Below are 20,596 nucleotides of genomic sequence, written 5' to 3' on the forward strand. Positions count from 1 at the left end.
CCTGCCCGTATGGCAGGCCGCAAGGGCTCAGACTTGTTCGATGCGCAGGGCGACGGGTTCTCCGGCGACCACATCCGTGTCGCGCAGCCCGTCCAGCGCGTGATCCAAGGTCGAGCGCGTGGTTTTGTGGGTTACGATCAGCACGGGCGCGGTGCTCTCCGTGTGGCCGTATTGGCGCATCCGATCGATAGATACACCTGCATCCCCCAAAATCGCCGCCACCTTGGCCAACGCGCCGGGTTTGTCCAGCAAGCCCAACCGCAAATAGTAGGGGGCAGGCAAACCGGTCTGTGCTGGCGGAGCGTCCTGAAGGGATGCGGCGGGTCGCCCGAAAGTTGGAATTTGCAAGCCACGCGCCAAGTCACAGACGTCGCCCATGACGGCACTGGCAGTTGGGCCTTCACCCGCGCCAGGGCCGCGCAGAACGATCTGCTCGACCGAGTCGCCTTCGATCACCACCATATTGGTGCCACCCTCAAGCTGCCCCAAAGGCGAGTCGCTGGGCACCAGACAAGGTTGCATCCGCTGCTCCAACCCACGCGCGGTACGCTGCGCCACGCCCAACAGTTTGATGCGATAGCCCATATCGGCGGCCTGATGAATGTCGTCCAGGCTGATGTGCTGGATGCCTTCGATCTGGATTCCATCAAAATTCGGCTTGGTTCCGAACGCGATAGACGACAGCAGGGCCAGCTTGTGTGCTGCATCGATGCCGCCAACGTCGAGATTCGGGTCAGCTTCAAGATACCCAAGCTGCGCGCATTCCTCGAACAGAGCGTTGTATCCCAGTTCCTGTGACTGCATCCGGGTCAGGATATAGTTGCAGGTGCCGTTCATTACGCCCATCACGCGGGTGATGTCGTTGCCTGCCAGACCTTCGGTCAAAGATTTGATCACGGGGATACCACCGGCGACGGCGGCCTCGAACCGGATGACGCGCCCTGCAGCCTCGGCCTGTTCGGCCAATTCCTGACCGTGGATGGCCAGCAGTGCCTTATTCGCAGTGACCACGTCTTTGCCACTGGACAGCGCGGCCTCTACCGAAGCTTTCGCTGGGCCATTCTCACCGCCCATCAGCTCGACGAAGACGTCGATATCGTCGCGTTTGGCCAGTGCGACAGGATCCGTCTCCCACGCGTAATCGGAAAGATTGATGCCTCGGTCTTTATTTGGATCACGCGCCGACACGGCAACGATTTCTATTGTGCGTCCGGTACGGGCTTGCAGCAGATCGGCATGGCGGCGAACAATTCGAACCACACCCACACCAACGGTTCCCAAACCCGCAATTCCAAGCCGCAGCGCCTGTGTCATTCTGTGGGGTCCTTTCCGCTCGTATGTGCCGAATAAGGCTAGTTGCCCTTTGTCGGGTGCCTTAGCGGGTTCGAGACTTGGGTGCAATCCGTCTGGGGTGCGTTACCACCGGGTTTTCGGCGTACCGCTCTTAATTAGTCTGAGCGTTCTGCAACGCTTTGGCTTTGTTGGCCAGCGCCTCACTGCGATCAGTCAGGTCTTTTTCAACTTCTTCAGCTTCGCTGAGAGGGTCAACTGGCGGGCCCAGGGTGCCATCAAGCGGGATAAGTTCGGGGTAGGGCGCTTTGCGCAACGAAGGCGCCTCGCTGCCTTCCAACTCGGGAATGTCAGTGCACGCGGCACAGATAACCAGCAATGGGATCAATAGCAGAGGCTTCATCACGAGCTTTCGAGTTGTGACCTGTGATCCGTGATGCACCTTTTGCACTTGCGGTTCAAGCGGGGTTCTATCTGAACATCTGTTCATATACAGTGAGTCCATGGCGCGTACTCAGGGTTCACATTCCGATATCACCGGCCCCCGCATCCGCGAGGCGGCGCTTTCTTTGTTTGCCCGGCAGGGGTATGCCGCTGTTTCCATGCGACAAATCGCAAGCGAAGTCGGCGTGCAGGCCGGTGCGCTGTACAATTACACTCCGGATAAGCAGAGCCTTCTGTTTCGCCTGATGCAGAACCATATGCAGGATCTGTTGGCAGCTTATGAGGACCTGGACGGTCAAAAAGACCCGCAGGATGCTCTGCGCCAGTTTGTGAGCTTCCACATCCGCTATCACCTGCAGCGCCCTGACGAAGTGTTTATCGCATATATGGAACTGCGAAACCTGAAACCCGAAAACTTCGCCGAGATCGAAGCGTTGCGCCGCCGTTACGAAGACTCGTTGGAGGACATTCTGCGCCAGGGTCAGCAGACCGGGCAGTTTTCAGTCGCTGACACCAAGATCGCCACTTTGGCGGTCATCGCCATGCTGAACGGTGTCATGACCTGGTATCGATCCGGAGGGCGATTGTCTTTGGACGAAGTTGAGCAGGTCTATTGGGATATGGTGCGCAAATCCGTCACCGCCTGACCGGCAAACGGTGACGATGGTTTAATGTGCGGGACGTATGAACGTGCCATTGCGAAGTTCGCGAAATGCTTGTTCAAGCTCGGTTCGCGTATTCATGACGATCGGGCCGTGCCAGGCCACAGGCTCGTTTATTGGGGCGCCCGAAATCAATAGGAAACGAACGCCTTCGGGCCCGGCTTGTACCGTGATTTCGTCCCCGGTTCCAAAGCGAACCAGCGTCCGGTCGCCGGACATGTCGCGGATGTTGACCTCTTGCCCGGCGATCTCCTTCTCCAAAAGCACACCAGTCGGTTGCGACGCATCCGCAAATGCTGCCTGACCCTGAAAAATATAGGCGAAGGCACGGCGATAGGTATCTATCCGGATAGTCTTTTTCACTCCCGCAGGAATCTGAACATCCAGATACTGAGGATCCGCCGCAATACCGTCAACCGGCCCGGACTTCCCCCAGAATTCCCCGACGATAACGCGGACGGTGGTGCCATCATCATCCGTGACGACAGGAATGTCGGCGCTTTGAACGTCCTGATAGCGAGGGGCGGTCATCTTTTGATCAGACGGCAAGTTACCCCACAACTGAAACCCGTGCATCTGGCCGGTTGCATTCCCATTAGGCATCTCCTGATGCAGAATACCTGACCCCGCAGTCATCCATTGCACATCACCGGCCCCCAGACTGCCGTGATTGCCCAGCGAGTCGCTGTGGTCCACAGTGCCAGACAACACATAGGTGATCGTTTCGATGCCCCGATGCGGGTGCCACGGGAACCCGGCCTGATAATCCTCGGGCCGATCGTTTCTGAAATCATCGAACAACAAAAACGGATCCAGCTCGGACGGATCCTGAAACCCGAACGCGCGATGCAGTTTCACGCCTGCACCTTCCATTGTTGGTACGGCCTGGCGGGTTTCCAGTGTCGGTCTTAGGGACATAACGGCCTCCTGTTTGTCTGGCCGCAATCTATGGCATAGGCAGGTCCGATCAATTTGCGCAAATACACCGGCCTTGTGCAAAGGCGCTCAGACCTCTGTCCTTCGGTCGGCAAAGCGGCTAAGGGAAGAGCGCAATTCGGGAGAGTTTTATGAAAGAAGACGTGCTCGCCAGAGTGGAGGCCTCGACCCCCCGGCGCTGGACCGGGGTAGGGATGCTGGCCACTGTTGGAACCCTGGTGATCTATGTCGCTCTGGCGGCGCCGCCGGCGTTGGGATGGCAGGTATTCCTGATCGGTGTGGGGGTCGCGTCGTTTTGGCTGGCGCAACGTATGTGGCTGGCCACGCAGGATGCCATTGAACTGACAAAGACCGAACTGCGCACCCGATCCGGTCACGTGATATGCGCCGTCGCGGATATCGAAACCGTCGAGCGCGGCGTTTTCGCGTTCAAACCTTCTAACGGGTTTTTGGTTACGACCCGCACGGCGGGGGCCAAAGCGTGGGCCCCTGGGCTATGGTGGCGCGTGGGGCGTCGAGTTGGTGTTGGCGGCATGACAGCCGCCGCCGAAACCAAATTCATGTCCGAGATACTGTCGGCGATGTTGGCCGAAAAGGGGTAAGCCTGTCAGCAGGGATCTGATGCGACAATGTTGTCGAAAACCCGAGGGTGTGTGAACACAAAATTGCTCATTGTGAAATCGTCGATCCCGAAGCTGATATTGAACGGTGCGCGGTACTCGTTTGTGGTTTCTACAACGATCATCTTGCCGAAATTGGGCATGGTGGGAAGGCGATCCTTGATGGCCGTAACATCCGCATTCGTCCACTCATTAAATTTTGTACCACGAACACAAGACCACAGAACGTCGTGGCTTTTCGAAGCATCCAGATAGGTCAGATACGAAACGCGCATGGACGCCGGGGAGCGCGTCGCGACGATGGCCTCGATCAGATCAAACATCGTGTCGACATACGTCGCGTTCACCATGTTACGCTCGCGCGAAATAACATCTGCTACAGCGAAGGCGGCTTTGATACTGCGGGAACTTTGCCGATAACTGTCGTAAAACGTGTATGACGCGAAAACCGACCAGAACAGCAACGGTAAAATCAATACCGATTCAACTGTGATAATGCCATGTTCCTGGCGAAAAAAGCGTTTGAGAAAGGACCTGCCTTCACGTTTGTTCGCGTGATCAGTTTGTCGCAACTGGTGTGCCACCTGTGGACCCTCCTGCTGGTACGCTCGTCGATCCTCCGAACGGTTCGTGGACAAACACCGTTGTTGCGTGCAGTTCCCACTGACCATCGGGATTTGCACTCGCAAGTTCACCGATCATCGTGAAGCCCCAAACCGGTGCTATTTCAAGACAAGCCCGGATGATCATCAACTCATTCGAGGTGCCTCGGTCGAAATCAACTAATGCCGGGTCCCGGATATCTACCGGAGTATCCACACAGTAGGGATCAGCCGCGAGCTGGTTTCCGACGCGCGGGTCCACCGACTTCATTTCCAAGGCCAGATTGGTCGAGCAATCGTCCACGAAATGCGTCCTGGTACAAACCATCGTTTTTAACAGGTCATGCGACCACTCGGTTTCACCTGCAGGCAGGCGGTTCAGGCGGACTTCTCGGATCGTTTCGTCCAGTGCACGCTCTAGGTTCGCATGGTTGAAGGAAAGTAATCCTAAATCGATTCCCGACCAGGCGACCCAAACGAAAAAGGGGAACCAGAACAAAAACTCGATCGTCGACGTGCTTCCGTCTTCGTTGCGACGAAACCTGTGAAACCGTTTTCGAAACGATCCGATCATTGGGTCAGCCTCAGGTTCTGAATGGTCGAACTGATCGAGTCAAACACACCAACGATCTGTGCACCGGTCGCCTCGTAGTAACGCCCATCTTCCACGGCGCAATCCTTGAGCATCTGTTTCACGCCGTAGGGTGCCTCAAAGGCGACGGAGAAGATGAGTACTTCTTGTTCTTCTGCTTTGGCGCAAAGCGATTTCACGCGCGGATCCTTGTTCCACTGGCGTAGTTCGGTCGTGGAATCGGCGTCAAATGTGGATGCGTAAGTGGAACCAAACGCATGCCGAAGCATGTTGTAGATTGCGCCTTTCTCGGTGTGGGCCCAGACATCTGGCCAGTCCAAGCGCTCCACAGAATCGCCGCCCACCGGGTGTTTGATGGTCGTGTTTTTGTCCATACTCTGGCACTGGTTATCATAATAACTGGTGCATTCGTACCGGATATAGTCTGTCCCGTTGGTATGCGCATTATCCTGATAATAATCTCTGGTCCAGCGGCTGTCATCATCCAGCTGAATGGTTATCGGCACGTTTGGCCAGGTCCAGCGATTGTTGTCCTCGTCACGGATTGAATACGTGCCTTCACCTTCATTCCAATAGATCATCGACGCGCCGGCATTGTAAGGAGGGTTCACCTTGTGCTGCCGAGTGTTTTCCCCGTCGGTCATAAGCACCAGTACTTTAAGGGTATCCGAGGTTTTATTGCGTCCTGGACGGGTTGCAAACTCGGTCGGAATGGGGGAGCCACTCTGTTGCAGTTGCGCGATCAGCGGCTGAATGCTGTCGTCCAATAGGGTCAGGCCCCATTTCAGGCCCACATCGATGGATGTCCAGCCACTGGCTTTCATATTGGTGATCTTGTTTTTCAGCGTATCGGCATCCTTTTGTAGGATTGCCATTTCACGCTGGTCGGTCGATGTTTCTTTACGGCAAATATTGCTGCTGACCAGCCTGTCTCTGGATCTGTAGTCGCGGCTGTTATTGTCTCTAAAATGAAGCGTTTGGTTGAGATTGCTGCCCTTGCGGATAATGGTGCCACTATCAGGATCGACGATGTCATAGGAATCGAAATCCATTGTCAAGAAATGGGCGCTTTCGAAATCTATACAATTGGCTACTTCATTCGCGCCGACTGTGTTCAACGCATTCATAAAGAATGTAGGGACTGAGACCTGTTCGGAATAGGGAATGATCGAAATGGATAGCTTCCCGTCCTCGGATTTCTCGGTCATTTCGTCAATGAAGTCGTTGGCTGCCTTTTGGAGGTTGGTAAGTTTGGTGCCTTCCATGGAACCAGAGACATCCAGAACCAGTGAAATCTCAACATTACCGATGGATTCTTCTGCGACACTGGTAGCCGTGGTGCCCAGCGAGTCGACACCGCTCCACTGCATGAAATGCGTCGGGATATCCATTTCGGCACTGGCCTCGACCCGGCGTTTACCCTGCAATTGGACCGCTGCCGCGCCACATGTTTCCGGATCAACCTTGATTTCGCCAACGATAAACTGGTCGAGGTTCTCTTTGCTCAGGTAGTCCATGACCACGTCTCGGGGGCACAGGTCCTGATCCAAGTCGGCTGCCGCCAGCACGGCGCGATCCAGGGCGTATTGCAGTCTTACTCTTTCGCGGTCGTACCGCATCATGTCTACGGCAAATCCCGCCGCGATAAATACAATAATAAACAGAAACAGCGCCAGAACCGTCATAGAGCCTTCGTCCGAGGCCGCAAACCTTTGGAGGTGCCGCGAGTATGGGTGTGTGCGACGCGAACTAAAAAATTTTGACTTCCAATCAGAGTTATTCATAACGCATTCCTCTGTCGACCGGGTCTTCCGGAACCAGTTCTCTGCAAGGTTAATAAATTAGCCGTGGATCATGGCGAGATTTGGGCGCGAACGTCACTATACTGCTCTTTTTGCGCAATAATCGGCTTTATTGATATTGGTTATTGGTCATTTGTTTCGATTGAATTGACAATCGCGGCCTTTGAAAACCCAGACGACTCACTTAATCGACCGAAACGGGTTATTCATAAAATGATGAAAAAAAGTGCAGTTGTGGTTGCGGCTTCCAATCAGCGGTGCGACAAAAAGTCATGACAAATGTCATTCGCCGACTCGGAGGACTTTATGACCGGCATCAAAGAACCTAGCTTTCGCGAAAGTGTTGATCTGATGTTCAACAGGGCAGCGTCCCTGATGGACCTGCCGCCGGGCCTCGAGGAAAAGATCCGGGTTTGTAACGCGACCTACACGGTGCGTTTCGGTGTGAGGCTGCGAGGGCAGATCCACACGTTCACCGGATACCGATCGGTTCATTCCGAACATATGGAGCCGGTCAAGGGCGGTATCCGTTTTGCGCTTGCCGTGAACCAGGATGAGGTCGAGGCGCTGGCAGCCCTGATGACCTATAAATGTGCGCTGGTCGAAACTCCGTTTGGCGGCTCAAAGGGTGGATTGTGCATTGATCCGCGGCAATACGAAGAACACGAGATGGAGCAGATCACTCGTCGGTTTGCCTATGAACTGGCCAAGCGCGACCTGATCAACCCGTCTCAGAACGTGCCTGCTCCGGATATGGGGACGGGTGAGCGCGAGATGGCCTGGATCGCCGACCAATATGCGCGCATGAACACGACCGATATCAACTCGCGGGCCTGTGTGACCGGCAAGCCGCTGAATGCTGGCGGGATCGCTGGCCGGGTCGAGGCCACAGGCCGGGGCATTCAATACGCGTTGCGGGAATTTTTCCGTCATCCGGAGGATATCAAAAAAGCGGGATTGTCCGGCAAGCTTGATGGAAAACGGATCGTTGTTCAGGGATTGGGTAACGTGGGGTATCACGCCGCAAAGTTTCTGAGCGAGGAAGACGGCTCCCGCATCATCGGTATCATTGAGTGGGACGGTGCCCTTTACAATCCGGACGGCATTGATGTCGAAGCCGTGCGCCAATGGATCGTCAAACATGGCGGGGTAAAGGACTATCCTGACGCGACGCATTCGGCGGACGGCGCTTCTGTCCTCGAATCGGAATGTGACATTCTGATCCCTGCGGCTCTGGAGGGAGTTATAAACCTGACCAATGCAGAGCGGATCAAGGCTCCGTTGATAATCGAGGCAGCGAATGGCCCGGTCACCGCGGGTGCAGACGAAGTGTTGCGCAAAAAAGGTACGGTGATCATCCCCGATATGTATGCCAACGCCGGTGGTGTGACGGTGTCCTATTTCGAATGGGTCAAGAACCTCAGTCACATTCGCTTTGGCCGCATGCAGCGCCGTCAGGAAGAGGCGCGGCATGAATTGATTGTCAGCGAATTGCAACGTCTGGATCGCTATCTGGGCGATGCCTGGTCGATGTCGCCGAACTTCAAAGCCAAGTACCTAAAGGGTGCGGATGAACTGGAGTTGGTGCGCTCGGGTCTCGATGACACGATGCGGATCGCCTACCAATCCATGAGCGAGGTTTGGCATGCTCGCGCAGACGTCGAAGATCTGCGCACGGCCGCATACATAGTCGCCATCGATCGGGTTGCGAAAAGTTATCGCGCCAAGGGTCTCTGACCATTCGTAAATCGGGCAGTCGGACTATTTTCATTGGTCCGACTGCCCAAGGTCTGCGAATGCATCATAACGTTGCAGAAGAACCCAAGATGATGAATTTTCCCCAAACTTCGGCGGCCATTTTGGCCGCCCTTTCGTTTCTGGTTGGGGCGTAACAGTTGATGGCCCTGCGATATACTAGGGCGGCACTATACTAGGGCGGCACTGTCCTGGAGGGAGATGGGGAGTTTTCCACCAGCCGTGCATTTATACGCGGAGGTGCCATCAACAGGTTTGAAGACGGCTCCTTTGCCGGTGTTTTAGTCGGCTACGGCGACTGTCCCTAAGTTTCCTGGTTGCTTGGAATTCAACCTTGGGAAGATACTCGCGACATTCGCATAGGCGTTCCATTGCGATGAGTGCTTTCCAATGGCTCTGACGTTTTCGTCTCACTCCAATTGCATTGGTACTAAAAAAGTGGTGCTCGCGCGTCCCGTGGGTTTACCTACGGCGTGTTTACGGGGCCGTTGAACCCGAACCTTCAGATTGGTCGGGCATTAGGCGTTTTCTCGACGCAGTTTATTCCAAACCCCGGTATGTCATTGACGGCCTTCGCGGGTGCTGAATTTAACGATGGATTGACCCTGAAAAATGAGGCAGGCCGCGAGATTAGCCAGCAGGGCTATGACACGGTACCGAAACTTGGCGTGGCGTTTCAGCTTCGGTTCTAGCCCTTCTGAAAATTCGTATTTCAGATGGATTTCGTCGCGCAGAGACAAGTCTGAGTCGAAAACAGATGCGGAACGGTTTTGGGACGTTGCTACTGCTGGTCAGAGTTGGTTTGATGCCGACATACCTGCAGGGAGGTTTGAATGCGTTTTTCCGGCTTGCGTGTCCTCAAAGAAGGCCTGACCGGCAACAAAGGTTGGACGCCACACTGGCGTGACCCCGAGCCGAAACCCGAATATGACATCGTCATTATCGGCGGCGGCGGCCATGGTCTGAGCACGGCGTACTATCTGGCCAAGGAGCATGGACTGACAAATGTAGCTGTTCTGGAGAAAGGTTACATTGGCGGCGGCAATGTCGGGCGCAATACGACCATCGTCCGGGCAAACTATTTTTTGCAAGGAAACTCAGAGTTCTATTCGCATTCCTTGAAGTTGTGGGAAGGTCTGGAAGAAGACCTGAACTATAACGTGATGCATTCGCAGCGGGGGATCATCAACCTGTTCCACTCGGACGGCCAGCGCGATGCGGCGGCACGTCGGGGCAACATGATGATCAGCCAGGGCGATGACGCCATCCTGCTGGGCCGTGATGAGCTGCGTGAGATGCTGCCTTATCTGAATTTCAACGACCTGCGGTTTCCACTGTATGGCGGGCTTTACCACCCGCGCGGTGGAACGGCGCGCCACGACGCGGTGGCCTGGGGCTTCGCGCGCGGGGCGGACCAGCGCGGCGTTGATCTAATTCAGAACTGCGAAGTGACTGGAATTGATATCGAAAACGGCGTCGTGCGCGGTGTGCAAACATCTCGCGGTGCGATCCGGGCCAAGAAAGTTGCGATGGTTGTCGCGGGACGATCGGGACAGGTCGCATCTATGGCCGGGATGCGTTTGCCGATCGAAAGTCATGTGCTGCAAGCGTTTGTGACTGAAGGTCTCAAACCTTGCCTTGATCATGTGGTGACCTTTGGCATGGGGCATTTCTATATCAGTCAGTCCGACAAGGGCGGTCTGGTATTTGGCGGCGATCTGGACTTCTATGCCTCATACGCGGCGAGGGGTAACCTGCCCACCGTGGAAAACGTGATGGAGGCCGGAATGGCCCTGATGCCGATGATCGGCAAAGCGCGCGTGCTTCGGTCGTGGGGCGGGATCATGGATATGTCGCCCGATGGCTCTCCGATCATCGATAAAACGGATATAGACGGGCTCTACCTGAACTGCGGCTGGAATTACGGTGGGTTCAAGGCGGTTCCCGGATCGGGCAATGTGTTCGCCCACCTGATTGCGACTGAACAGTTTCACGAGAACGCCACGGGCTTCCGTCTGGATCGTTTCCGTACCGGGCGGGGGATTATTGATGAAGAGGGCAAGGGCTCTCAGCACAATCTGCATTGAGGTGGGGCGATGTCGGGTTTGAGGTTTTCTGAACAGATGAAATTGGGGGCGCGGTCATGAGGATCACCTGTCCGAATTGTGGTGAACGGGATCGGCGCGAGTTCTACTATCGAGGCGCTGCGGTGGATCTGGAGAGACCGGCACCTGATGCTGGCACGGAAGCATGGGACGACTTTGTCTATCTGCGTGACAATCCCGCAGGCGCAACGCGTGAGCTTTGGTATCACGAGGGAGGCTGCGGCGCGTGGATTGTCGTCACGCGGGATACCGTCACACACGAAATGCTGGGGGCGCAGCTTGCGTCGGAGGCGCGCTCATGAGGATCGCTGGCAAAGGTCTGATTGACCGCTCTGAAACGGTACCATTTGTCTTTGACGGCGTCAGTTACACCGGATTTCGCGGTGATACGCTGGCCTCAGCCCTATTGGCCAATGATGTACGTCTTATGGGGCGGTCGTTCAAATACCATCGCCCTCGGGGAGTATTGACGGCGGGCAGCGAAGAGCCAAACGCGTTGGTGACCGTTGGCGACGGCGGCGCACAAGATCCGAACGTTCGCGCCACAATGCAGGAGATCTATCCGGGGTTGGACGCACGCAGCCAGAATCGGTGGCCCAGTCTTGGGTTTGATCTGATGTCGATCAATGACCTTGCGGCCCCATTTTTGGGGGCAGGGTTTTATTACAAGACCTTCATGTGGCCCAAAAGCTTCTGGGAAAAGCTCTACGAGCCAGTGATCCGCCGCGCCGCTGGGCTTGGAGCGTTGTCCGGGCAGGACAATACCGACAAATATGAAAGCGCGTACGCATTCTGCGACCTTCTGGTGATTGGAGCCGGTCCAGCTGGTTTGATGGCCGCGTTGGTCGCAGGTCGCGCCGGAGCGGATGTCATTCTGGCGGATGAGAGCGCCCGCATGGGCGGGCGCCTGTTGGCCGAAACCTATGAGGTTGACGGCAAACCGGGTCATGTCTGGGCAGATGAGGCTCTGGCCGAATTACGGGCCATGGACAATGTCCGACTGATGAGCCGCACCACAATTGCGGGTGCATATGATCAGGGCACCTTTGCCGCGTTGGAGAGGGTATTGCACCATACGGATCGCCGCCCGAATGGCGCACCGCTCGAGACCTATTGGCGGATCGTGGCAAAGCGGTCCGTTCTGGCAGCAGGTGCTTTGGAGCGTCCGGTGGCGTTTCGCGACAACGACCGGCCGGGGATCATGACTGCCGGTGCTGTGCGGGCCTATTTGAACCGGTGGGGCGTCAGCCCGGGCCGGAATGTGACCGTTTTCGGCAATACCGATGACATTCACCGCACAGCGCGCGATCTGCTGGACGCTGGTATCCATGTCGCCGCCGTGGTTGACAGTCGCCACGACGCGCCTTTGTCAAACGACTATCAGGTACTGCGCGGGGCACAGGTCTGCGGTAGTTCCGGCGGTAAAGGGCTGGAGGCGATCACAGTGCGCCGTGCCAGCGGAGAGGAGCGCATTCACACGGATTGTTTGGCTATGACCGGCGGCTGGAACCCCTCGGTTCATTTGACCTGCCACATGAATGCCCGCCCGACGTGGCAGCGTGATATTGCCGCCTTTGTGCCTACCCAGGGTGCGGTGCCTGGGATGGTTGCCGCAGGGGCATGCAACGGATCTTTCTCGACCGCGTCCTGCCTGCAGGAAGGGATTTCCGCTGCCGAAACCTCGCTGGCCGAGTTGGGAATGAAGGCGCCAAAAGTGGTAGCGCCTGAGGCCGAAGACGTACCTTACGAGATATCCCCTCTCTGGGCGGTGCCCGGTAAAGGGCGGGCCTGGCTGGATTTCCAGAACGACGTCACGGTAAAAGACGTCAAACAGGCTGCGACCGAGAATTTCCGGTCGGTCGAGCATATGAAACGCTATACCACCCAAGGCATGGCGACCGATCAGGGAAAAAACTCGAACGTCGCTGCGCTGGCTATCCTGGCCGATGCAACCGGCCGAGGCATACCGGAAACCGGAACCACGACGTTCCGTCCACCGTATTCACCCATCGCCATGGCCGCACTGGGGGCAGGGGCCGAGGGCGCGGGTTTTAAGCCGCAACGCTTCACGACTTCTCACAAGGCATCTGTTGCGCGGAAGGCCCCGATGATCGAGGCGGGCTTGTGGTACCGCCCCAGCTATTTTCCGTGCAAGGGCGAGACGATCTGGCGGCAATCCTGTGACCGTGAGGTCAACATGGTGCGGCAGGCGGTGGGTGTGTGTGATGTTTCGACGCTGGGAAAGATCGACATACAAGGGCCGGATGCCGGGGTGTTTCTGGATTTCGTCTACACCAATATGTTCTCGAGCCTGAAAGTGGGGCGTGTCCGCTATGGTCTGATGCTACGCGAGGACGGGTTTGTCATGGACGATGGCACCACCGCGCGGTTGGGTGAAACCCATTTCGTGATGACCACAACCACCGCTGGGGCGGGGGACGTGATGAAACATCTTGAGTTTGTACATCAGGGCCTGCGGCCCGATCTGAATGTTTCATTCACATCGGTGACCGAACAATGGGCGCAGTTCGCAGTTGCTGGACCAAAATCGCGCGAACTGCTGAATGGCATTTTGGACGAACCCATCGACGACGATAACTGGCCGTTCATGGCCTGTGGTCCAGTCGAGCTTCTCGGTGTCCAGGGTCGCCTGTTCAGGATTTCGTTCTCGGGCGAGCATGCCTATGAGATTGCCGTGCCTGCGCGGTACGGTGCCAACCTGTTCGACATTCTGACCGAGCGGGCCGAGGCGCTGGGCGGTGGGTTGTACGGGATGGAAGCGCTGAACGTCCTGCGGATCGAAAAAGGCTTTATCACGCATTCCGAAATCCACGGGCGAACGACGGCTTACGATGTCGGGATGGGCCGGATGGTCTCGCAGAAGAAGGACTGTATCGGCAAAACCATGTCCGAACGACCAGGGCTGGAAGAGCCTGGTCGCGAGCGGCTGGTGGGCCTTAAACCGATTGGTGAAAGCAAGCAGCTGTTGGCCGGCGCGCATCTGTACAACGAAGAGGCTGAGCCCGTGCGGACTAGCGATCAGGGGTACATTACGTCTGTCTGCTATTCGCCAACGCTGGAGACGATGCTGGGGCTCGGTTTTCTTGCCGATGGGCCGGAGCGGTACGGAGAAGTCGTCAAGATGGTGGATCACCTGCGCGGCGTGACGACATTGTGCGAAGTGGTGAACCCGGTCTTCTTTGACTCGGACGGAGGGCGTGTGCGTGGATAAACTAGTTGCCAAATCGCCCTGTGATGGGCTGTTGCCACTGACCGTCGGCTCCGTGACGTTAACCGAAGAGGATGCGGGTGCGATCCATTCGATCTCGCCATTGGATGGGCGGAAAAAAGCCTTGTCAGATATGATGAAGGCCACGCATGGGATGACATACCCGGCAGCAAATCGTGCCACTGGCAAAACGGGTTCACGTGCTGTTTGGTTCGGAAATGCTCAGGCGATGCTGATGGGCCCCGTGCCGGATGCGTCTCTGGCCCAACTTGCTGCCATTGTGGATCAGTCTGATGCTTGGGCAGTTGTTCGTCTGGAAGGCGAAGGGGCCGAGGATGTTCTGGCGCGGCTGGTCCCAATCGACGTGCGGGCTATGCATTTCAAGCGCGGCCACACGGCGCGCAGCCTGCTGTTTCACATGACCGCGTCGATTACTCGCGTCGGGGAAAACGCATTTCAAATCATGGTGTTTCGATCCATGGCTGAAACTCTGGTTCACGATTTGAAAAGGGCGATGGAAGGTGTCGCCACACGCAGGTAAGCTGCGCCCAATGAAATGATTCCGGGAGACCCCCATGTTGCGTATCGCCATCGCTGCGATTTTGCTGGCCACGCCTCTGGCCGCTCAGGAGACCAAAGAGCAGAGCTGCAAGTATCAGTCCGACGTAGTCGCCGCGATCCAGCAGGCGCGGCTTGACCGGGTCAAGGAACGCGACGTGGCGCAGGCGGTAGCTGACACTGGCCCGACCTGGCCTGAGAACTACAATTCGGCAATCCCACTGATCACGCCTTGGGTCTACGAGCAAAAAATGCGCGATGTCCGCAAAAAGGACCTTGGTGCGGCCTGGTTGGAGCTTTGCTTGCAGCAATAATCCACAGCCTTGCCATTTCCTTGTGGACAAACGCGCGTCAATGCCTTGGCGCGCGTTGTTGTTTCTGTCAGGTTTGACCTATGTCACTGCCCCCTGGATTTCTGGATGAACTGCGCACCCGGCTGAGCCTGTCTCAGGTCGTGGGTCGTAAAGTCATGTGGGACGCGCGCAAGTCCAACCAGGGCAAGGGCGATATGTGGGCACCTTGTCCATTCCATCATGAAAAGACAGCCTCGTTTCATGTCGACGACCAGAAGGGCTTTTATTATTGCTTCGGCTGCCACGCAAAAGGCGATGCGATCAGCTTTGTGAAGGAGACCGAGAATGTCTCGTTTATCGAGGCGGTCGAGATACTTGCGCGTGAGGCCGGAATGCCAATGCCGGCGCGTGACCCGAAAGCGCAAGAAAAACAAGACCGGCGCTCTCAGTTAGCTGAGGTGATGGAGCAGGCGGTGCAGTTCTTTCGCCTGCAGCTCAAAACCGGGGCGGGGGCGGATGCCCGCGATTACCTGACGCGTCGCGGGCTGAATGCGCAAGCGCTCGACCGGTGGGAGATCGGCTTTGCTCCGGATGGCTGGCAAGGCCTTTGGGATCACTTGCGCGGCAAGAACGTGGCCGAAGATTTGATTCTCAGGGCGGGTCTGGCAAAGCCGTCGAACAAAGGCAAAAAGCCTTACGACACGTTCCGCAATCGAATTATGTACCCGATCCGCGACCCGCGTGGACGGTGTATTGCGTTTGGTGGCCGGGCAATGGACCCGAATGACAATGCCAAATATTTAAACTCGCCCGAAACCGAGTTGTTCGACAAAGGTCGTAGCCTTTACAATCAGGGACCGGCCCGTCAGGCGGCGGGCAAAGGCCAGCCACTGATCGTGGCGGAAGGATATATGGACGTGATCGCGCTGGCCGAGGCGGGTTTTGGGGCTTCAGTGGCGCCGCTTGGCACTGCGATCACGGAACACCAGCTTCAATTGCTCTGGCGTATCTCGGATGAACCAATCATCGCTTTGGACGGCGACACGGCGGGTCTGCGTGCAGCGATGCGGGCTGTGGATCTGGCACTGCCGCTGTTGGAGGCAGGGAAATCTCTGCGCTTTGCTCTGATGCCCGAGGGTAAAGATCCCGACGACCTGCTGCGCGCGGAAGGTGCAGGGTCTGTGCAGGCCGTGCTGGATGGAGCTATCCCGATGGTCAAGTTGCTATGGCAGCGCGAAACCGAAGGGAAGGTTTTTGACAGTCCAGAGCGTAAGGCGGCGTTGGACAAGTCCCTGCGCGAAAAAATAAAGCTGATCCGAGATCCGTCAATTCGCTCGCACTATGGGCAGGAAATCAAGGACCTGCGCTGGCAGCTGTTTCGACCGCAGCGCCAATCTCAGAACAGACCGTGGCAGCCGCGAGGCAAATGGCAGCCCCCTAAACAACCGGCTACACCGGGTGCGCGGACTTCGTTCCTTGCCTCATCTGAGAATGCAGATATCCAGCTGCGCGAGGCGGCTATCCTGGCCATCGCCATCCTTAATCCCAAAGTTGTCGTGCAATTTGAACATCAGCTGGAAGAAATGGAGTGTCAGGACCCAGACCACGCTGCCTTGCGCGAAGTTATTCTGCGGCATGCTATCGATGACCCGGACAACCTGGAAGACCACATTGTTAGAACTTTGGGGCCTCTGGCCCTTGAAAATCTGCTGGCCCTTCGCCATGTCGCAGTGATCCCCTGTGTGTTCAAACCAGGCGACGTTGAAAAGGCCGAGATGACGCTGGCCGAGGAACTCGCAAAAATCAAAGCGCTCCGGGGGTTGGATGCTGAGATTGCCGAAGCCGAAGAGGAACTGTCCGATCTGGCGGATGAGGCGTTGACGTACCGGCTGGCTCAGGCCGCCGAGGAACGCAATCGCACCAGCCGCAGCCAGAATGAGGACAGGGCCGTTTTTGACATTGCTGACAATGGCGCGCGAATCAATCGCGACGAGAAAGATGCGTTTAAGGCGATCATGTCAGGCATCAATTTTGAACGGAAACGCCGGTAAGTGGTGTTTTCGTAAGGCACTGGAAAAGAAAAACGGGTAAACGGGTGGCCGAATCACTTCTACGCGCTAATGATTCGGTTCAAACGAATCACCCATCCCTGCAGGAGCATTGAATGGCCGCCAAGGATACGAACGAAGACCGCAAATCCGACGAGCAGGAACAGGAAATCTCGCTGGACATGAGCCAGGCCAACGTCAAGAAGATGATCGCCGAGGCTCGCGAGAAAGGTTACATCACCTACGACCAGCTCAATCAGGTTCTGCCGCCTGATCAGGTCAGCTCGGAACAGATCGAAGACGTTATGTCGATGCTGTCCGAAATGGGCATCAACATCATCGAAGATGAAGAGGCCGAAGAGGAAGAGAATAAGGGCTCGACCGAACTGGTAACCACCGACACCAACCGCGAGGTTGCCCTGTCGAGTGGACAGACCGAGAAACTAGACCGTACCGATGATCCGGTGCGCATGTATCTGCGTGAAATGGGGTCGGTCGAACTGCTGAGCCGCGAGGGCGAGATTGCCATCGCCAAGCGGATCGAGGCCGGTCGCAACACCATGATTGCCGGGCTGTGCGAAAGCCCTTTGACCTTCCAGGCGATCACCATCTGGCACGACGAATTGTTGTCTGAAGACATTCTGTTGCGCGACGTTATTGATCTGGAAACCACGTTCGGCAACCAGTTGGACGAAGACGGTGATGTCGAAGAACCAGTGGTCGACACATCGGCAGTGCAGGCTGCTAAGCCCGCCAAAGAAGATACCGGTCCTGAATTGGATGCGGACGGAAATCCGATCGCCAGTGACGACGACGATGATGAAGACGACCAGGCCAACATGTCTCTTGCGGCCATGGAAGCCGCACTGAAAGATCAGGTTCTGACCACGCTGGAGCGGATCTCGACAGACTTTTCGATGTTGTCAGAGATGCAGGACAGCCGGATTTCGGCCACGCTGAACGAAGACGGCACTTTCAGCGCGAAGGACGAAGAGACCTATCAGAAGCTACGCGCCGAGATTGTTGAACTGGTGAATGGTCTTCACCTGCACAACAACCGGATCGAGGCTCTGATTGACCAGCTATATGGCATCAACCGTCGTATCATGTCGCTGGACAGCTCAATGGTGAAGCTGGCCGATCAGGCTCGTATTAACCGTCGCGAGTTCATCGATGCCTACCGCGGGCGCGAGCTGGATCCGAACTGGCTGGCCGAAATGGCCGAAAAGCCGGGCCGGGGATGGCAGATGTTCATCGAACGCTCGACCGGGAAGGTCGAGGAACTGCGTAACGACATGGCTCAGGTCGGTCAGTACGTCGGTCTGGATATCCCGGAGTTCCGTCGCATTGTGCAGCAAGTTCAGAAGGGCGAAAAAGAGGCGCGCCAGGCCAAGAAGGAAATGGTCGAAGCCAACCTGCGTCTGGTGATTTCGATCGCCAAAAAGTACACGAACCGCGGCTTGCAATTCCTTGATCTTATTCAGGAAGGTAATATCGGCCTGATGAAGGCGGTGGATAAATTCGAATACCGCCGCGGGTACAAGTTCTCGACCTACGCGACTTGGTGGATTCGCCAGGCAATCACACGCTCGATCGCGGATCAGGCTCGGACCATTCGTATTCCGGTGCATATGATCGAAACGATCAACAAGCTGGTGCGCACCGGTCGCCAGATGCTGCATGAGATCGGCCGCGAGCCGACGCCGGAAGAACTGGCTGAAAAGCTGCAGATGCCGTTGGAGAAGGTTCGCAAGGTGATGAAAATTGCCAAGGAGCCGATCAGCCTCGAAACGCCAATCGGTGACGAGGAAGACAGCCAGCTGGGCGATTTCATCGAGGACAAGAATGCCGTTCTGCCACTGGACAGCGCCATTCAGGAAAACCTCAAAGAGACGACCACGCGGGTTCTGGCATCGCTTACTCCGCGGGAGGAACGTGTTCTTCGGATGCGATTTGGCATCGGGATGAACACCGACCACACGCTTGAAGAGGTCGGTCAGCAGTTTAGCGTGACCCGTGAGCGTATCCGCCAGATTGAGGCCAAGGCCTTGCGCAAGCTGAAACATCCCAGTCGATCGCGCAAGCTGCGGTCTTTCCTGGATCAGTAAGATCAAAGGCGCCTCGGTCGAGGCGCCTTTTTCTTTTGTCCGTTTGGCCGGAGCGCTCACGATGTCCGAACGTGAATTCAATTTGGCGAGAATTCACAAGTCTGGCGTTCAGGAGATTTCTATATCGCGTGTGTCCACTCATGGGACAGGCCGGGGCGAGGTGGCGACACTGTTGACCCCCGGCCACCCTCAACTTCTGGGCAGAGGGTGATCAATCCGTTTTCGAAATGTACTGGGGGCCTGGCCGGTCCAGCGTTTGAATGCCGTGGAAAACGCGGCCTGATCGGCATACCCCAGCGAGTATGAAATCTCGGATAGGGCCATGCCGTTCTTCAGAAATGTCTGGGCGAGGTCACAACGCAGATCCTCGACAATTTCGCGATAGCTGGTGCCTTCGTTTGCCAGACGGCGTGCAAGCGTACGGGGGCTGAGCGCAAGGCTGGCGGCGGCCTCATCGGAGTGCAAGACCTTGCCCGGCATCGAACGTGTTATGAGCCCTTCAACTTGGGCTCGGGTCTTCTCTTTGAGTGAGCGCCGTTCGGTCAGCAACCGCTCGCCATACTCCAGCAAATGGGAGCGCAGGCTTGGGTCGTAGGTTGGAATGAGCAGATCAAGCGAAGATAGCGACAAGATGATTTCCATCCTCTCGGCACCAAAGGTGACCGGAAATCCGCCGATCTTTTCGTAATCTCCTACGTGGTGGCCGATTTCATGCTGAAAACGCATTTCGATTGGATGCAGTTTCACCGTTGTCAAAGCGCGCATCCGAGCGACAGCGGCAAACAGAAGAAATTCCGTCCGGCGGTGGTATCGAGAAAAACTGGAATCCTTCCAGTCGACCTCGAGAGATGCAGCATTTCCGGCTTCACGCAACCTAAACACCAAGGCCGGATCGATTATCCAGTGGAAGCGCGAGGTGTTTTCGATGACCTGTCTCAGGTCTCGCGAATACTTACTGATATAGGCTGTCACGCTGGATGAGGTGCGGAACTCCAATCCTGCCCGGGCCCCGAAGGTAATATCCTGAACCGCGTCACAGGCATGTCGAACAAACAATGCCTCTTTGTGGGCGCTATAACTTTTGGCTGGCGGGGCGATATCTGCTCGGCTCAGCTCGCAATTGCTCAGAACTTCATCCGTAAGTGCAGGATTGCACGCATATTGATCCAGCGTTCTGGTCAATAATTGAATTCTTGAAATATCAACATCCATCATTCTGTCTGACAGGTAAATTCCTTCCCTTCAAACTTACTTGCAAACGGGTGTTCACTGCCAGCGTTTGTCACTGCAATCGGCGCGTACAGCCAATATTCCAACTCGGTTGTCATCTACTCACAAGGAATTGTCCGTTACCCGAATGAACCGTGTAACGTTGTTTCCTAAATAACCGCTGTTGTCGGGTAAGTGCCTTTTTGGGGATGAGGTCAGAGCCTGATTGAGCGGCCTACCACCCCGTTCAAAATGGTTCCCCGGCACGCCCTCTTATCAGCTGATGATGGTGATCGGTCCCGCTGTGTCGCATTGCCGATCGCAGTTTTGCATGCAATGTTTC

General features: G+C 56.3%; 17 protein-coding genes. 10 read left to right on the forward strand and 7 right to left on the reverse strand.

The window, feature by feature from the left end:
• Window positions 1-27: 27 nt before the first annotated feature.
• Together AC2TDA_RS03035 and AC2TDA_RS03040 are read right to left on the reverse strand one after the other, a co-directional pair.
• Complete coding sequence (locus tag AC2TDA_RS03035) at window positions 28-1,314, reverse strand: homoserine dehydrogenase (protein WP_480846603.1); 1,287 nt, start codon at window positions 1,312-1,314, stop codon at window positions 28-30.
• A gap of 130 nt (window positions 1,315-1,444) precedes the next feature.
• Window positions 1,445-1,693, reverse strand: a complete 249-nt coding sequence (locus tag AC2TDA_RS03040) for a hypothetical protein (RefSeq protein ID WP_480846605.1) — start codon at window positions 1,691-1,693, stop codon at window positions 1,445-1,447.
• A 100-nt stretch (window positions 1,694-1,793) separates the two neighbouring features.
• Between AC2TDA_RS03040 and AC2TDA_RS03045 the strand changes: the two genes are divergently transcribed.
• Window positions 1,794-2,381: a TetR/AcrR family transcriptional regulator gene (locus AC2TDA_RS03045; RefSeq protein ID WP_480846606.1), complete on the forward strand. Its 588-nt coding sequence runs from the start codon at window positions 1,794-1,796 to the stop codon at window positions 2,379-2,381.
• A 21-nt stretch (window positions 2,382-2,402) separates the two neighbouring features.
• Here AC2TDA_RS03045 and AC2TDA_RS03050 read toward each other — a convergent pair whose 3' ends face one another.
• Window positions 2,403-3,314: a pirin family protein gene (locus tag AC2TDA_RS03050; RefSeq protein WP_480878782.1), complete on the reverse strand. Its 912-nt coding sequence runs from the start codon at window positions 3,312-3,314 to the stop codon at window positions 2,403-2,405.
• 149 nt (window positions 3,315-3,463) lie between these two features.
• On the opposite strand from AC2TDA_RS03050, the gene AC2TDA_RS03055 reads away from it, so the two are divergent.
• Complete coding sequence (locus AC2TDA_RS03055) at window positions 3,464-3,934, forward strand: hypothetical protein (protein ID WP_480878783.1); 471 nt, start codon at window positions 3,464-3,466, stop codon at window positions 3,932-3,934.
• Window positions 3,935-3,939: 5 nt separating this feature from the next.
• Here AC2TDA_RS03055 and AC2TDA_RS03060 read toward each other — a convergent pair whose 3' ends face one another.
• The 3 genes from AC2TDA_RS03060 to AC2TDA_RS03070 all read right to left on the reverse strand — a co-directional run bounded on the left by AC2TDA_RS03060 (window position 3,940) and on the right by AC2TDA_RS03070 (window position 6,831).
• Window positions 3,940-4,302, reverse strand: coding sequence for a hypothetical protein (locus AC2TDA_RS03060; RefSeq protein ID WP_480878784.1), 363 nt, complete (start codon window positions 4,300-4,302; stop codon window positions 3,940-3,942).
• A 208-nt stretch (window positions 4,303-4,510) separates the two neighbouring features.
• Window positions 4,511-5,128, reverse strand: a complete 618-nt coding sequence (locus AC2TDA_RS03065) for a TadE/TadG family type IV pilus assembly protein (protein ID WP_480878785.1) — start codon at window positions 5,126-5,128, stop codon at window positions 4,511-4,513.
• Entirely contained in the window at window positions 5,125-6,831 is a 1,707-nt protein-coding gene (locus tag AC2TDA_RS03070) for a Tad domain-containing protein (protein ID WP_480846613.1), read from the reverse strand. Before AC2TDA_RS03070 ends, AC2TDA_RS03065 begins: the two co-directional genes overlap by 4 nt.
• 423 nt (window positions 6,832-7,254) lie before the next feature.
• Between AC2TDA_RS03070 and AC2TDA_RS03075 the strand changes: the two genes are divergently transcribed.
• The 8 genes from AC2TDA_RS03075 to rpoD all read left to right on the forward strand — a co-directional run bounded on the left by AC2TDA_RS03075 (window position 7,255) and on the right by rpoD (window position 19,044).
• Window positions 7,255-8,685 (forward strand): Glu/Leu/Phe/Val family dehydrogenase, encoded by a 1,431-nt coding sequence (locus AC2TDA_RS03075; RefSeq protein ID WP_480846614.1) that lies wholly within the window; start codon window positions 7,255-7,257, stop codon window positions 8,683-8,685.
• Between the two features lie 851 nt (window positions 8,686-9,536).
• Window positions 9,537-10,790, forward strand: coding sequence for a sarcosine oxidase subunit beta family protein (locus tag AC2TDA_RS03080; RefSeq protein WP_480878786.1), 1,254 nt, complete (start codon window positions 9,537-9,539; stop codon window positions 10,788-10,790).
• 56 nt (window positions 10,791-10,846) lie between these two features.
• Window positions 10,847-11,110 (forward strand): sarcosine oxidase subunit delta, encoded by a 264-nt coding sequence (locus AC2TDA_RS03085; RefSeq protein ID WP_480878787.1) that lies wholly within the window; start codon window positions 10,847-10,849, stop codon window positions 11,108-11,110.
• A complete protein-coding gene (locus AC2TDA_RS03090; protein WP_480878788.1) occupies window positions 11,107-14,040 on the forward strand; it encodes a sarcosine oxidase subunit alpha family protein in 2,934 nt (977 codons plus the stop codon). Before AC2TDA_RS03085 ends, AC2TDA_RS03090 begins: the two co-directional genes overlap by 4 nt.
• Window positions 14,033-14,578: a sarcosine oxidase subunit gamma gene (locus AC2TDA_RS03095; protein WP_480878789.1), complete on the forward strand. Its 546-nt coding sequence runs from the start codon at window positions 14,033-14,035 to the stop codon at window positions 14,576-14,578. Before AC2TDA_RS03090 ends, AC2TDA_RS03095 begins: the two co-directional genes overlap by 8 nt.
• A gap of 34 nt (window positions 14,579-14,612) precedes the next feature.
• Window positions 14,613-14,909 (forward strand): hypothetical protein, encoded by a 297-nt coding sequence (locus AC2TDA_RS03100; RefSeq protein ID WP_480878790.1) that lies wholly within the window; start codon window positions 14,613-14,615, stop codon window positions 14,907-14,909.
• A gap of 80 nt (window positions 14,910-14,989) precedes the next feature.
• Window positions 14,990-16,939, forward strand: a complete 1,950-nt coding sequence (gene dnaG, locus AC2TDA_RS03105) for a DNA primase (RefSeq protein WP_480878791.1) — start codon at window positions 14,990-14,992, stop codon at window positions 16,937-16,939.
• 113 nt (window positions 16,940-17,052) lie between these two features.
• Window positions 17,053-19,044 (forward strand): RNA polymerase sigma factor RpoD, encoded by a 1,992-nt coding sequence (gene rpoD / locus AC2TDA_RS03110; protein ID WP_480878792.1) that lies wholly within the window; start codon window positions 17,053-17,055, stop codon window positions 19,042-19,044.
• Between the two features lie 189 nt (window positions 19,045-19,233).
• On the opposite strand, the gene AC2TDA_RS03115 is transcribed toward rpoD, so the two are convergent.
• Window positions 19,234-20,226, reverse strand: a complete 993-nt coding sequence (locus AC2TDA_RS03115) for a helix-turn-helix domain-containing protein (RefSeq protein WP_480878793.1) — start codon at window positions 20,224-20,226, stop codon at window positions 19,234-19,236.
• Window positions 20,227-20,596: the final 370 nt, after the last annotated feature.

This window comes from Ruegeria sp. HKCCD6426 (assembly GCF_057221115.1).